Annotated in this window: 11 protein-coding genes and 1 pseudogene; 8 read left to right on the top strand and 4 right to left on the bottom strand. The window is 68.4% G+C overall.

The features are described from left to right. Positions 1–208 precede the first annotated feature (208 nt). From M2283_RS47165 to M2283_RS47135, 7 genes are all read left to right on the top strand, one after another. Positions 209–3184 carry an AfsR/SARP family transcriptional regulator gene (locus M2283_RS47165; protein WP_280882776.1) on the top strand — a complete coding sequence of 992 codons (2976 nt, stop codon included), beginning with the start codon at positions 209–211 and terminating at the stop codon, positions 3182–3184. A gap of 146 nt (positions 3185–3330) precedes the next feature. Further along, positions 3331–4479, top strand: a complete 1149-nt coding sequence (locus M2283_RS47160) for an ISAs1 family transposase (RefSeq protein WP_280882775.1) — start codon at positions 3331–3333, stop codon at positions 4477–4479. Positions 4480–4721: 242 nt separating this feature from the next. Continuing rightward, positions 4722–5402, top strand: a complete 681-nt coding sequence (locus M2283_RS47155) for a phytanoyl-CoA dioxygenase family protein (protein WP_280882774.1) — start codon at positions 4722–4724, stop codon at positions 5400–5402. Beyond that, entirely contained in the window at positions 5399–6112 is a 714-nt protein-coding gene (locus tag M2283_RS47150) for a phytanoyl-CoA dioxygenase family protein (RefSeq protein WP_280882773.1), read from the top strand. Before M2283_RS47155 ends, M2283_RS47150 begins: the two co-directional genes overlap by 4 nt. Positions 6113–6139: 27 nt before the next feature. Next, positions 6140–7333, top strand: a complete 1194-nt coding sequence (locus M2283_RS47145) for a cytochrome P450 (RefSeq protein ID WP_280882772.1) — start codon at positions 6140–6142, stop codon at positions 7331–7333. Between the two features lie 49 nt (positions 7334–7382). After that, positions 7383–8168: a hypothetical protein gene (locus tag M2283_RS47140; RefSeq protein ID WP_280882771.1), complete on the top strand. Its 786-nt coding sequence runs from the start codon at positions 7383–7385 to the stop codon at positions 8166–8168. A gap of 116 nt (positions 8169–8284) precedes the next feature. Beyond that, the gene (locus M2283_RS47135) at positions 8285–8767 is read left to right on the top strand and encodes a hypothetical protein (protein WP_280882770.1); all 483 of its coding nucleotides are present in this window, start codon (positions 8285–8287) and stop codon (positions 8765–8767) included. A gap of 590 nt (positions 8768–9357) precedes the next feature. On the opposite strand, the gene M2283_RS47130 is transcribed toward M2283_RS47135, so the two are convergent. Next, positions 9358–10287: a LysR family transcriptional regulator gene (locus M2283_RS47130; RefSeq protein WP_280882769.1), complete on the bottom strand. Its 930-nt coding sequence runs from the start codon at positions 10285–10287 to the stop codon at positions 9358–9360. Positions 10288–10435: 148 nt separating this feature from the next. Between M2283_RS47130 and M2283_RS47125 the strand changes: the two genes are divergently transcribed. After that, complete coding sequence (locus M2283_RS47125) at positions 10436–11347, top strand: SDR family oxidoreductase (protein WP_280882768.1); 912 nt, start codon at positions 10436–10438, stop codon at positions 11345–11347. A 234-nt stretch (positions 11348–11581) separates the two neighbouring features. Here the strand turns inward: M2283_RS47125 and M2283_RS52195 are convergent. From M2283_RS52195 to M2283_RS52190, 3 genes and pseudogenes are all read right to left on the bottom strand, one after another. Next, positions 11582–11716: pseudogene (locus M2283_RS52195) on the bottom strand (ISAs1 family transposase); the annotation flags it as partial. A gap of 22 nt (positions 11717–11738) precedes the next feature. Beyond that, on the bottom strand, positions 11739–12035 hold the full coding sequence (locus M2283_RS47115) for a hypothetical protein (RefSeq protein ID WP_280882767.1): 297 nt from the start codon (positions 12033–12035) through the stop codon (positions 11739–11741). A gap of 54 nt (positions 12036–12089) precedes the next feature. After that, positions 12090–13778, bottom strand: a complete 1689-nt coding sequence (locus M2283_RS52190) for a transposase (protein ID WP_432423239.1) — start codon at positions 13776–13778, stop codon at positions 12090–12092. Positions 13779–13785 lie beyond the last annotated feature (7 nt).

The raw sequence follows: 13785 nt of genomic DNA, 5'->3' as shown, positions 1-13785 counted from the left end.
CGCTCGATTCGACCGAGTCGGTTCTTCCTCGTTTCCTTGTTCAGGACAACCCTATTGGGTGCCTGTCCGGAAACTTCGGGGCCCCTCACCGGCCACCTCCTGTCCCGGCGCACCCGGTCACACCCAGACAGGGAACCGACCGGTGCAGTTACCCCTCTTCGTCACCGAACCTGGGTGCCGGTGGCACGGCAGGAAGGGCGTGGGCAGCGTGACGGAGGAGCTTCGCTTTGCTGTGCTCGGCGCATTGCGAGTGCACCGTGGCAGTGCCGAACTACATATCAGGCAGCCCCAGCTGCGGGCCGTGGTGGCGGTCCTGCTGCTGCGGCCCGGACATGTGGTGTCCAAGGCACAACTCGTCGACGCGTTGTGGGGTACCACGCCCCCCAGCAGGGCCACGACCACGATCCGCACCTACGCCTGGCAGTTGCGGAGCCTGCTGGAACCGGACCGCTCCAGGCCGAGTGTCCTCGTGTCGGTCGGGGACGGCTACCGGTTGGTCGTCCCGCCGTCCGCGCTCGACGTTGGACAGGCCGAACTGCTCACCCGGGAAGCCAGGCTGGCACGTACCTCGGGACGGACCCGGGAGGCGAGCGACCTGCTGGCGCGGGCACTCGGCATGTGGCAGGGAGAGACGCTGGCAGGTGTCCCCGGGCCCTTCGCCACCCGGCAGCGCGACCGGCTGGAGGAGTTACGGATCTCCATGCTGGAGGAGCGTTTCGATCTCGACCTCGCCCTCGGCCGTCATCGCCAGGTCATTCCCGACCTGACGGACCTCACGGCCGCCTATCCCCTGCGCGAGCGTCCGCACGGCCTGCTGATGCGCGCGCTGTACGGGGCGGGCCGGCAGGCCGACGCGCTCGCGGTGTACGGCGGCGCCAAAAGGCTGCTGCTGGAGGAGCAGGGCATCGATCCGGGACCCGAACTGACCACCGTCTACCGGCAGGTCCTGGAGAACAGTCCGGCCCTGTCCATGGCGACCGCCGAGGAATCCGCGGCGCCCGACGAGCCGGCGGGGAGAACCGAGGCAGCGACCACCGCCGCCGTCCGTGACCGGGACGCGTTACCGGTGCCGGCGCATCTCCCTCCCGATCTGCCCGACTTCGCCGGACGTACGGACGCCGTAAGCGACATGCGCACCGTACTGACGATGCCTGGACGCCAAGCGCTGACCATCGTGGCGATCGCCGGGATGGGCGGGATCGGGAAGACCTCGCTGGCCCTGCACACCGCCCACGGGGTACGCCACGCCTATCCGGACGGGCAGCTCTACGCCGATCTGCGCGGCAACGACGACAGTCCGGCCGAGCCCGCCATCGTACTGACGGGCTTTCTCCTGGCGCTCGGTGTCGCGGCCGGGGCCGTGCCCGACGCCCTCGACGACCGCTGCAAGCTGTTCCGCTCGATACTGAACGGTCGCAGAGTACTGATCGTCCTGGACAACGCACGTGATGTGTCGCAGGTCAGGAACCTGCTGCCCGGATCGGCCGGCTGCGGGCTCGTCGTCACGAGCAGGTCTCGGCTCTTCGGTCTGCCGCTCACGAAGCAGGTCGGCGTGGACACGTTCCGGCCCGATGAGGGCCTGTCCTTGCTGAGCGCGGTCGTGGGACCCGAGCGGGTGGAGGCGGAGCGGACGTCGGCGCTCGAACTGCTGCGGCTGTGCGGGTTCCTGCCACTGGCCGTCCGGATCGTGGCCACCAAGCTGGCGTCCAGGCCGCAGTGGACCATCGCGACGCTGACCGCCCGGCTCTCCAACGAGCGGCGGCGCATCGAGGAACTGCGCGTGGGTGATGTGTCGATCCACGCGGCCTTCGAGGTCGGATACCGGCAACTGCCGCCTCAGCAGGCCCGTGCCTTCCGGCTTCTGGCCGTCGCGGGTCCGCTGGACTTCGGCCTCCCCGCAGCCGCGGCGGTGCTCGCCGCGGAGGAAGAAACGACGGAGGAGCTGCTGGAGTCCCTGGTGGACGCCGCCATGCTGGAATCCCCCGAACCGGGGCGCTACCGCTACCACGACCTGCTCCGCGTCTTCGCTCAGCGGACGGGGAGCGGTCACGGGGCCGAGACCGACCAGGCCTTCGGCAGACTGCTCGACCACCTGCTGGCCACGGCGTGCAACGCGTTCGCGCACGCCGTACCGGGAGACCCGGTCGCCGACTCGCTCGGGCCGTTGCGGTCGCAGGGGCTGCGGTTCCGCGACGTCCAGGAGGCGCGGTCCTGGATCACCGGTGAGATCGCGGTGGTGACGAGCGCGGTGCTGCGCACGGTGGGCCGGCCGGCGGAGGCGGACGACGGATGGCTGGGGACCGCCGTGGACATACTCATCGCGGTCAGTCCCTTCTGCGTCGACGCCCGCTTCGAGGAGCTGGGGTCCGCCGCGTCGGAGCTGGCGGGGGAGGCCGAGCTGCGCGGCGACCAACGGGACTTCGGCCGGGCGCGGTTCCTGTGCAGCGACATCGCGTTGCAGGCTGCCCGGCCCGTCGACACCGAACAGCACGCGCGCCAGGCCGTCGACGCCTCAAGGAGCACCAAGGATTCGGTGATCCTCCGCCAGGCGCTGAACAACCTCGGCGTGGCCGTCATGTTCCAGCGCCGGTACGCCGAGGCGGTGGTGTGCTTCGACGAGGCGATCGCGCTCGCCCGCGTGCTGGGCCACAGGTCCGGCGAGGCGGCGACCACGATCAACGCGGCGCTCGCCCGTCTGCGCAGTGGGCGGGCGGTCGAGGCGGCAGCTGCCTGCGAGGCCACGCTGGGGGTACTGCGCGCCATGGGGGACCTTCCGGGGGTGGCGTACGCGCTGTACGTGCTGGCGCTGGCACTGCATGAGGAAGAGCGGTTCGACGACGCCGTCGCCCGGTACACCGAGTGCCTCGCCGTGTGCCGGTCGGCCGACATCCGCGGACGCGAGGCGCACGCCCTCTACCGGCTCGCCGAAACGCTCCGCAGGACGGGACGGTACGAGGAGGCGGTGCGGTACGTCACCGAAGCCGTGGCCCTGTGCCAGGAGATCGGAGCCGTACGGGACCACGCGTACGCCTTGAAGGTGCTCGGCGAGGCCCAGGCCGATCTCGGCCAGATCGAAAGCGCCCGCGTCCGGCTGGACGAGGCGAAGACGCTGTTCACCCGTCTCGGACTTCCTGACGCCAACGACGTCAGCCGGATCCTGGACCGCTTGGCACCCCAAGGGTGACACCAGGGTCGATTCAAAGTCCTGGGGATCATGGAAACGTGCAGGTCGCTGCGGTGTGACGATCCGGTGGAAGACCGTCACGGACACAACGAAGCTCCGGTTGACGGGGTGACCTTCCCAAGTCGCCCTGCCCGTCCGGAGCATCGATGTGCCGCCAGTCTGCCACTGTCTGCCTGACCAAGTCGCCCACTGCCGCCCAGCGCGGCGTGAGCGGTGTCGCCGAACGACTGGCCGTTCTTCGTGATCCGCGAGATCGGCGGGGCCGGCGCCATTCGCTGGTATCGGTCGTGCTCACGGCCTGTTGCGCGGTGCTCGCCGGGGCTCGTTCCTATCTGGCCGTGGGCCAGTGGGCCCGCCACGCGCCCCTGGACACACTCGCCCGCCTCGGCGTGCGCGCCGTCGGCCCGCTGGGCGTGCGCAGGGCACCGTCGGGCTCCACCATCCGCCGTCTGCTGACTCTGGTATGTCCCTGCGGGCTTGCCGACCTGCTGGGATGCGACCCCGCGGGCACCCGGCACCTGGCTGTGGACGGCAAGACCGCCCGCGGCTCGCGCACGGACACCGGCCCCGCCGCCCACCTGCTCTCCGCCGTCCTTCAGGGCGGACGGACCGTCAGCCAGCTGCGGGTGCCGGACAAGACCACCGAGGTCACCGGCTTCACGAAGCTGCTGGCTCCCTTCGACCTGACCGGTGTCGTGGTGACCGCCGACGCCCTGCACATCCACCGTGACCACGCCAGGTGGCTGGTAGAGGGGAAGAAGGCGCACTACCTGCTCGTGATCAAGCGGAACCAGCCAACCCTGCACGACGCGTTGCGCGCGCTGCCGTGGAAGGAGGTCACCGCCCGCCGCTACGACCGCGAGGCAGGGCATGGACGGCGAGAGACCCGCTCCGTGCGCACGCTCACCGTCACCGCTCTCGGACTGAACTTCCCGCACGTGACGCAGGCCGCGAAGATCCACCGGCACCGCACCGACCTCAAGACCGGCAAGATCACCCGCGAAACCGTCTACGCCATCACCGACCTGACGGCATGTGAGGCATCACCCCAGGCCATCGGCCAACTCTCCCGCGCACACTGGGACATCGAGGCCGTGCACCACGTCAGAGACACCACGTTCGGCGAAGACGCCTCGAAGATCCGCACGGGGCACGGCCCGGAGAACATGGCCACCCTGCGCAGCTTCGCGATCAGCACCCTGCGCGCCACCGGACACCGCAGCATCGCCACCGGCCTGCGCGAGGTCTCCTACATGTCCTTCACTCGTCCGCTGGACCTTACGGGACTGCTCTGACCAGCGACGCCACATGATCGACAGAACTTTGAATCAGCCCTGAGGGTGACACAAGCCGGAAAAAAGCACCAGAGAAATCCCGGAGAAAGCCAAATATACCGGGAATGGACCGCCCGTATGGCCCGGCATGAAACAGTAGTCATCAATAGTCAGAATGTGCATCGAAAGAGCCGCAGAACTCTTGGCAATTCAGTTCCGCGGCGGCATAGACCGAATTCAACCCTTTCTCAGGAGGCGTTGAGATGCCCAAACCTCGCGAAGTGGTCCGGCAACTGGAGGTGTTCGGGTTCGCTCACCTCCGTCAGGTCGCTTCGGACGCCGTCGGGGGCCTGGAGCGCGGATTCGGGAAACTGATCGAGCTGTCGGCGGACAGCGCGTCGAGCGAACGGGTGACCAGGTTCGACATCCTCACCGAGCTGCCCGAACTCGGCCGGATCTCCCGGTCGTCGTGGGTACGCGGCATCTGCGAGACGTACTTCGCACGACACCACCAGGTCATCACCAGCGACGCGAACGCGCTGGTCGGCGACTCGTACTGGCACTCGGACGGCTTCTACAACACGCCCTTCCTGCGCTTCGTTCTGTACCTCGACGCCGTCACGCACGACACCGGCGCGCTGCGCTTCCTGGCCGGGTCGCACCGTGCCGACAACGGCTGGCTCGGTGATCCGACCCGCCACGTCATCAGGCACCGGCAGGACCTCGGTCTCGACGGCGACGACGTACCGGCGGTAGTGGTCGACTCCCGGCCCGGTGACGTCATCGTGTTCGACACGAACGTCATGCACGCGGCATGGAACGGCGATGTCCGGCGCCAACTGGCCTTCAACTGCGTCGGTGAGCCGGTGACCGAGGCCGAGCAGCTCGACACGCGCCGCTACTTTCTCAACCGCTACGTCTCGGGATCGGTGCTGATCGGATGAGCCTCGCTCCACTGTCGGCGACCGCCGCCGAGGTCACGCACTTCAGGACGTTCGGATTCGTGCGCCTGCGCGGCGCACACGACGATGTCGCGCCGGCGGTCACGGAAGCCTTCGAAGACGTCCTCGGCCGTTCCTCACCGGGTCGGCAGGCAGGTGCGGGCGTCTCCCGCATCGCCGAGCGCAGTGACGTTCTCCGGGCGGTACTGCTGGCGGACCACCGGTGCCCGCGGCTGGCACGCCGGCTGCTGGGCACGGACGTGGTCTACGCCGGCGGGGACGGGGTCCGCCACGACGGAGCCGTCGAGTGGCACCGGGACGGCGACCACCGCGCGCTCCGGCTGCTCAAGATCGTCCAGTACCTGGATCCGCTGCGCGGCCGCACCGGAGCCCTACGGATCATTCCGGGCACTCACCGGCGCGGCGGGAGCTGGGACACGTTCACCGCGGAGCTGGACGACCCGCTCCGACGGCTCGGTATGGAGCCGATCGACGTGCCGGCCTTCACCGTCGAGTCGTCCCCGGGCGATCTCGTCGCCTTCGACCCGCACTCCTACCACGCGTCGCTCGGCGACTGTTACGGGCGGCGGCAGATCACCACCACGTACGCCTCCGTACCGGAGTCGGACGAAGCACGAAGGGAACTGAGCGACTACCTGCTCGCCGACCGACCGGCACTGCGGGAGTCCGACGATCTCCCGGCTCTCACCTGACGAACGCACAGAAAAGGGTGGTTGGGGATGGACGACGCGACGGAGGGCACCGGGGTGGCCACGCTCCGGGCGAACCGGGAAGTGGCGCCGTTGGAGTGGTTCGACGAACTGCGCGAGTCGCGCGGCATGGACTGGGACGAGACCACGGGCACGTGGTACGTGACACGGTACGACGACGTGTACGAACTGCTGCGCGATCCCCGTCTCGGCGCACAGGTCGAGACGTACTGCCCACCCGGTCTGACGGAAGGACAGCAGAAGACCTACTGGCGGGTGACGGAGTTCATCGACCGCTGGCCGGTGTTCTCCGATCCACCGCGGCACACCAGCATGCGACGACTGCTCCTCCCGCTGTTCACGACCGCCGCCGTGGGGCGGGCGGCCGCCGCGGCGGCGACCTCTGTCGCGGTCACAAGCCCCGCGGTCGCGCCGGACGGGCTCTTCGCCGCCGTGGTCAGGCCCGCGTTGGCGGCCGGTCTGTGCAGCTTGCTCGACGAGCCGCCCGACGCCCTGGCGGAACTCGGCGACTGTGCCACCCGGATTCTGGCCTTCGGGTCGATCGAGACGTACGACCCTGCCGCCGGCCTGCGCGCGGAGGAGGCCTTGGACGAGCTGACCGAGCTCGTGCGGCAGCGCTGTGCCACCCCGGCCGGAGTCCTCGCCTCCGCGCTGAGCCGCTCCCTGTCCGACGGGACACTCGATCTGCTGGACGCCACCGCGGTGTACGCCCAGCTCGTCAGCGGAGCGCTGGAACCCACGGCGGCGGCCGTCGCACGCCTCCTGGAGGTGGTGACGGGCCCGGAGGGCGTCGGGCTCGACATCAAGGCGGACGTCGACGCAACCATCGACGAGGCGCTGAGGCTGGTCACCCCCTTCCACCTGGCCATGAGACGAGCCCTGACCGACTTGCGGATCCACGGCCACACCGTACGGGCCGAGTCGCGCGTAGTCCTCGTGCTCGTGGCGGCGAACCGCGACCCGAGGAAGTTCACGGAGCCGGACACGTTCCGCCTCGACAGGGCCGGAGCCCGTCATGTCGCGTTCGGGCGCGGCCGGCACGCGTGTCTGGGCGCCGCGCTGACCCGTCAGGTCATGCGGGAGGTGGTGCTCGAACTAGCGGTGAGCGGAGTACTGGAGGGGCTGCCGCCTTTGAAGTCCGTGTGGAACACGGACTTCGGAGGGCGCTTCGTCCAGGACGTCGTGAGCGCACAGGACGCCTGAGGCAGCCGGACAACAGGTGACGGACGAACACTCACCACCGAGGATATCGATGCCCAAGACCATCACGAGTACCGGCGAGTTCAAGGAACTCTGGACGATGCCGCCCAACTTCTATGTCAGCCACGAGTTCTACCGGCCGGACTTCTCCTTCCCCAGTGCCCTGGAGGTCCTTGAAGTCGTCCGGCACGACGAAGAAGCGCGCGTGACACTTCTGGGCTCGGACAGCCCTGCCGTGCAGACGGCCAAGACGATGTCCTTCAAGCGCGCACCCGTCGAGGAGGTCGCCACCTGGTCGTTCAGGCTCGCGCACTTCAACCTCTCCCGCTTGTACGACGGCGTCCTGCACGGCTTCTACGAGCAGGTGATGATTCCCTGGCGGATGTTCCTGGCGGCCCAGGGATTCACCTGGCAGCGCTGTGCGCCCGACCTGTTCATCTCCGGCCCCGGCGGCAGTTCCACATATCACGCAGACCAGTCGCACGGTCTGGTGTGGCAGGTCGAAGGGGCCAAGACCTTCCACAGCTACGTCGTCCCCGACAGCGCGGTCCCGGCGGACTCCGCGATCAGCGGCGACTTCACGGCCGAGGACCCACCGCCGCACGCCGACGAGGACCGCCAGGACGCACGGATGGAACCGGGCGAGCTGCTGTGGAGCCACTTCCTCACGCCGCACTGGGTCACCGGTGAGTCGCCCCTGAGCATGAGCGTGACCCTTTCCCACGGCGGCCTGTGCCACCGGGGCCGCTATGCCGAACGGGAAACCGCCCTGCGCCGCCACTGGGACCACCACCCCGAGCAGGCGTGGCTGACCGACCTGCGCAACACACGTTACTGAGAAGGCTTCCGCTTTCCGAACGCGATCGTGTGGTGCGAGGTTGGTGGGCATGAACTCCGCCTGCAAGCGGGAGAGATGGGGCGGTTCGTCTGCTCGTCTCGTCCGTGGAGGTGGCTGTGCCGTCGGTGCTCGGACTGCTGGAGGCCCGGGAGAAGAAGGTCCGTGAGGAGGTGGCCCGGCTGCGGGAGGAGGCCGACCGGGTGCAGGCCGCGCTCGTGGCGGCGGAAGGCGCCCTGGTGAAGCTGGCCGGCGCCCGGGAAACGGTGGCCGAGGTACTGGGTGAACAAGCAGGCCAGAGCGGCGAGTTGACCCGTAGCGCGGTAGCAGGCTCGACCGTTCCGCACCGGGGTGAGAATGCCGTCGCATCGGTGCTCGCGCCCGAATACCAGCACATCCTGCGGGTGCTCGCTGCGCCGGAGGCGTCCGGTGGGATGCGGGTGAAGCAGATCCTGGCCGGGCTGGGGTGGGAGGCGACACCGACCCGGGTCGAGGGAGTGCGCTCGCGGGTGAAGCGGCTGGCCGCCCGCGGGTGGGCCACCGAGGTGGCGCCGAATGTGTTCGCCTCCGCTATGACGACGGCGCTGGCTGCCGTGGGATGAAGGCATTGCGGCGGCGTCCGGCCAGTCGCCCGGTCATCAGCATGGTCACCGACCACAGGACCATCGCCTCGTGTATGGCGGGCAGCGTCTCGTAGTCACGCACCAGACGACGCGAGCGCATCAGCCAGTTCGATGGGTGGGCCGCGCAGCGAGGTTCTCACCGAGGCGAGTCCTTTTCCGCGCGGCCTCCCGCCGAACCGGACGTGCCGTTGGGTAGGCCGCCAGCGAGGTCAGGGCTTCGGCGTTGTAGCGTGACGTCCGTTTCGTGATCAGGTAAGTCTGAGGAGGGCGAGGGGCAGTCCGCGTTGTGGGCGTAGCGTCGCCCCAGCAAGGCGCAGGGCTCTGATGGCGACGTTGCACCAGGCCGCCATCGCGCGGGGGCGCTGCCAGGCCGCGTTGGGAGGCGTCCTCGGCAAAGGTGGTCTCGCGCGGCGGTCGGGGTGGGCCTGGGTGGGCTCCCGTTGTGGATCACCAGGCATTGTTCGATGAAGAGTGCGCGGCGCTGGAGGGGGCAGGCTTCGCACCTGCGCCGGTCGTCTTGATCCTTAACTGCGCTAGCCGTTGATGTTGCAAGCCGTTGTCGGTCTCTGTCAGTGCATTTTCCTGAGGTTTGGGGAGCGCGTCGCGCCCCTCCTGATGAGCTGGTTCACAGCAATGTCGAGGAAGTCCTCGACGAGCGGTCCACGGTCTTCGGCCCTGGTCGCAAGCACGACTCGGCACGGTTCGATTCCTTCAACGGGAATGGTCGTGAGGTCGTGTCGAAGAGGGGTGTGCTCGCCGCCGGCCGGCGCGAGGGCGAGGGCCTGGCCGCTGGCGATGAGTTCGAGCTTGTCTGCCGCGGACGCGACGAGTGGGCCTTCGGGTGTCGGACGTCCATTCGGGCGTGGTTCGAGACGCCAGAATGCGTCATAGGCCGCGTCGGTGTACCGGACCAGGGCTTCGTCCGCAAAGTCGTCAATGGTGACCGATGTGCGGTCGGCGAGGCGATGGAAGGTGGGCACCACGAGCACCCGGGGCTCCTCGTAGAGGGCCGTCACGCGCAACTGGTCGGTCGGGAACGGCTCTCGGGCGAGGACCACGTCGACCCGGTAGTCCAGGAGGGCCGCTTTTACCTGGCTGAAGTCCAGATGCAGGGTGCGCACCTCGGCGTCGGGACGCCGGTTGCGTAGTGCGCGCGCCGCGGTGGTCACGATGAGGCCGCCCGTGTACCCGATGGTGAATTCGTCGGGGCCAACGGCGGCGCGGGTCGTCGCCACGGCTTGCCGGGCGGAGTGCAGGAGTGCTTGCGCCTGAGGCAGGAAGATCCGGCCCGCCTCGGTGAGGTGGCTGCCCTGTTTCGTGCGATCGAGCAGGCGGACGCCCATTCGTTCTTCGAGACGCTGAATCTGCCGGCTCAGCGACGGCTGGGCGAGGTGCAGAGCGTCGGCCGCGCGGTGGAAGTTGCGGTGCTCGGCGACGACCGTGAAGTACCGCACCAGGCGCAGGTCGAGGTCCGCCGAGGAGGAGGGATGGTCGGGCACGCCGCCAGGATACTCGTGATACCCATTTCGCATCACGTGGTGTGGAACAGGACTTGGACGCGGGGTGCCTGCGGTTCTTAGCGTTGAAGCACAAGCCCACCCCTCTCCAGAGGCCGGGCTGACTCGAAGCCACAAGAGGATTGTCATCGTGCGCATTTTTGTCACCGGTGCCACCGGGTACATCGGATCCGCGGTTGTCCGCGAGCTCCTCGGAGCAGGCCATCAGGTCATCGGCCTCGCCCGCTCAGACTCGGCCGCCGCAACGTTGTCAGCGGTCGGCGCAGATGTGCGACGCGGCGAACTGGAAGACCTCGACAGCTTGCGTGCCGCCGCCACTGCAGCGGACGGGGTCATTTACGCGGCCAACCAGCACATTACTGAGACCACGGATCCGGCCGCCCGAGCCCGGGTCGAACTGAGCGCCGTCGAGGCGATCGGGGCAGCACTTGAAGGCTCCGACAAACCATTCGTGGTGACCTCGGGAACCTTGGGCCTGACGTTCGGTCGCCTGGGCACGGAAGCGGATGCCCCCGATGTAGAAAGGCTGGGGGCGTGGGCCCTGCGGGTTCCGACCGAGCACACCGTGATCGCCATGGGAGAGTGCGGCGTGCGCTCAGCTGCGCTACGGCTCGCGCCGCTGGTGCACGGCGAGGGAGACCTGAAGGGTTTCACACCGACTCTCATCGGCATCGCCCGTGCGAAGGGTGTGTCCGCCTATGTCGGCGACGGATCGAACCGGTGGCCTGCGGTGCACCGGCTGGACGCGGCGCACCTGTACCGGCTGGCTGTCGAGACCGCCCCTGCCGGCTCGCGCCTGCACGCAGTCGGCGATGAGGGGGTGCCGTTCCGGGAGATCGCTGAGGCTATCGGCCGTCAGCTGAAGGTGCCGGTCGTCAGCGTCGCGGCCGAGGACGCAGGCAACCACTTCGGTTTTCTCGGCCCCCTGGTGTCGATCGACAGCCCGACGTCGAGCGCAGTGACGCAGGAACGCCTGGGATGGTGGCCGACGCGTCCCACGCTGATCGCTGACATCAAGAAAGACCACTACTTCAACGATTGATGATTCATCTTGGAGAGCACACTGGGTGGTCCAGTGGGCAGGGCTTCGGCGAGTCGCATGGCGTATGCGGCTCGATCATGTGAGCCCGAGGAGAGCGAGCGGGCGGTCCGCGTTGCGGGCGTTGTACCGCAGGACGGCGGCGATGTTGGTCGCGCCAGCCAGCCGCAGGGCGCCGATGGCGAGGTTGCGCCAGGTGGCCATGGCCCGGGGCGCATTGCCGGTGCGCAGTTGAGAGGCGTCCTCGGCGAATGTCATGTCTCTCACGTGGTGCAGGGCCTCGACCCGCCAGTGGTCACGGATCAGGATCGCGAGTTGGGTCGGGGTGGCCTGCTCGGCGGTGAGGCTGGTGACGGCGTAGACGGTTTTGATGGTGGTCTTGCCGGTCTTCCGGTTAGTTAGTGCGGCGGCGCTTGATCTGGACGGCCTGCCGGGCCTCGGGGAAGAGCAGGTTGCTGACTGTGGCCACCTTGATCCGTCGGATCTCCGCGCGCCCGTGACCGACGTCCGTGGTGCGGCCCTGGAGCGGGATGTCCTTCCAGGGAAGGGATTTGATCTGCTTGCGAAGCTTCTTCTGGTTGCCCTTGACGATCACGATGTAGTGGGCTTCGCGGCCCAGGAGATAGTCGGCGTGCTCGCGCTGTGTGTGCATGGCGTCGCTGGTGACGACCACGCCGGTCAAGTCAGCCACGTTCTCCAGCAGCTGCTGGAAACAGGTGATCTCGTGACTCTGTTGGCGATCTTGTCAGGGGTGTGCGGCGGAGGCGTAGAGGGTGTGTAGCCGGGTGGCTCGGCGCCGAGCGGGCGCCGGTGTGTTCAACCAGTCGGCGATGCGGGCGACGTTGCAGGCCAGGGCGGTCAGAACGGGTTGGACATGAACCTTTCTCACCCCGCGATATCGGGCCCGGCGCGGCCGTGGACCCGTACGTTCTCGGAGAGCGTGGATTCGATTCCAGCGCGGATCGCGTAGCGGCGCTGCCATTGCTCGGTGGCCTGGTCGAGGCGGTTGCGCGTCTGGATCTCGTGCAGAGGGCGGGGCAGTAATGCGATCAAGCGGGGATAGGCCGGGGAGTTGGTGCACTGGGACCGGACCGGACCGGACCGGACCGGACCGGACCGGGCAGGCGAGGCAGGTGGCCTGGTCGAAGCCGATCTGGATGTACTCATATCCCCCGGACCGCATGGGCCCCCATCCGGTGCTGACGTGCCCCTGCGGGCATGCGGCCTCCTGTTCGTCCCAGTCGATGGCGAAGCATGACTTGTCGAAGCCTTCCCCGGCCCTGGCCTGATGGCTGTGATCACGATCGAGGGGGCTGAGCAGTTCCACCCCGTGGACACGGCGGGCTCGCTCGATCCTGCCTGCGGTGACGTAGGCGCTGTCGACGACGTGTTCGTCCGGCAGCATGTTGCGGCCGGCCAGATCGTCATGGATACGCGGGGTCAACTCGCCGTCCTGGACGGTGGCGATGGTGGTGGCGACATGGACGACCACGTCGGGCCGCTCGGTATCGTCACAGGTTTCACTGAAGTGAACCCGATAGCCTCGCCACGCTGTGCCTCGCTTGACGCAGTAGTGGGCGTCAGTGTCGTAGGTCGAGTCGAACCGCAGCGAGGCCGGCGGCAACGCCTTTCCCTTACGCCACCGCAGCTTGCCCCTGGAGTCCCAGTAGTACTGATGGACCCAGATCCGGCGGAGGATCTCCACCTGCGCCAGCCTCCGCAGCCCAGGCGGTGCCTGGGTGCCCCAGAGCGCGGTCAGGATCTTCGCGCCGTCCCGGCCGATGGTCTCGCCCAGCGCGGCGACTGCCGGTTTGCCGCCCGGAACCTTCCCGATCTCGACCCGGCGCCCATAACGCTTGCCCCACTCGGGCTCGAGCAGCGGTAACAGCCACTGCTCATCGGCCTCGGCGAGATCTTCCAGCGCAGCCCGCAGGCTCTCCCCGACGAGTTCGAGGCGACCGAGGTTCCGTACCGCGGCCAGCACATGAGTGGAATCGGTACGCTGCCGACCTCCCGCCCTGAGCAGCCCGGCCTCCACCAGCCGCTGCAGCATCACCTGCAGCAGCCGCTCGGCAGCATCGCCCTCCGCAAGCCGGGCGCGGAACTCGCACAACACGGAGTAGTCGAACCCCGGATCATCCGGCTCCAGGCCCAGCCCGTACTTCCAGTCGATCCTCGTGCGGACCGCGTCTGCAGCCCGGCGGTCCGACAGGTTCTCGGCGAACTGCAGCACCGACACCAACGCCAACTGCCCCGGCGACAGCGCCGGCCTGCCGTCCGTGGGATACAGATCCGCGAAGTCCTCATCAGCGAACACCACATCCAGCCGGTCCCGCATCAGCATCACCGGCGTGCCCTTGGGACACGCCGCCCACGCCGTCCTGACCGTCTCGACCGGGATCCGCAGATGACTTTCCGGATGCAGCGACACCATCCACCAC

The sequence above is a fragment of the Streptomyces pseudovenezuelae genome (assembly GCF_029892565.1).
In the GTDB taxonomy this organism is placed as follows: Bacteria; Actinomycetota; Actinomycetes; order Streptomycetales; family Streptomycetaceae; genus Streptomyces; species Streptomyces pseudovenezuelae_A.
The sequence above is the reverse complement of the archived record's forward strand: the minus strand, read 5'-3'. Positions and strand labels throughout refer to the sequence as shown.

Coding starts and splice junctions, on each gene's coding strand:
- M2283_RS47160 (WP_280882775.1), top strand. CDS start 3,331: ATGTGCCGCCAGTCTGCCACTGTCTGCCTGACCAAGTCGCCCACTGCC.
- M2283_RS47140 (WP_280882771.1), top strand. CDS start 7,383: ATGCCCAAGACCATCACGAGTACCGGCGAGTTCAAGGAACTCTGGACG.
- M2283_RS47150 (WP_280882773.1), top strand. CDS start 5,399: ATGAGCCTCGCTCCACTGTCGGCGACCGCCGCCGAGGTCACGCACTTC.
- M2283_RS52190 (WP_432423239.1), bottom strand. CDS start 13,778: ATGGTGTCGCTGCATCCGGAAAGTCATCTGCGGATCCCGGTCGAGACG.
- M2283_RS47145 (WP_280882772.1), top strand. CDS start 6,140: ATGGACGACGCGACGGAGGGCACCGGGGTGGCCACGCTCCGGGCGAAC.
- M2283_RS47155 (WP_280882774.1), top strand. CDS start 4,722: ATGCCCAAACCTCGCGAAGTGGTCCGGCAACTGGAGGTGTTCGGGTTC.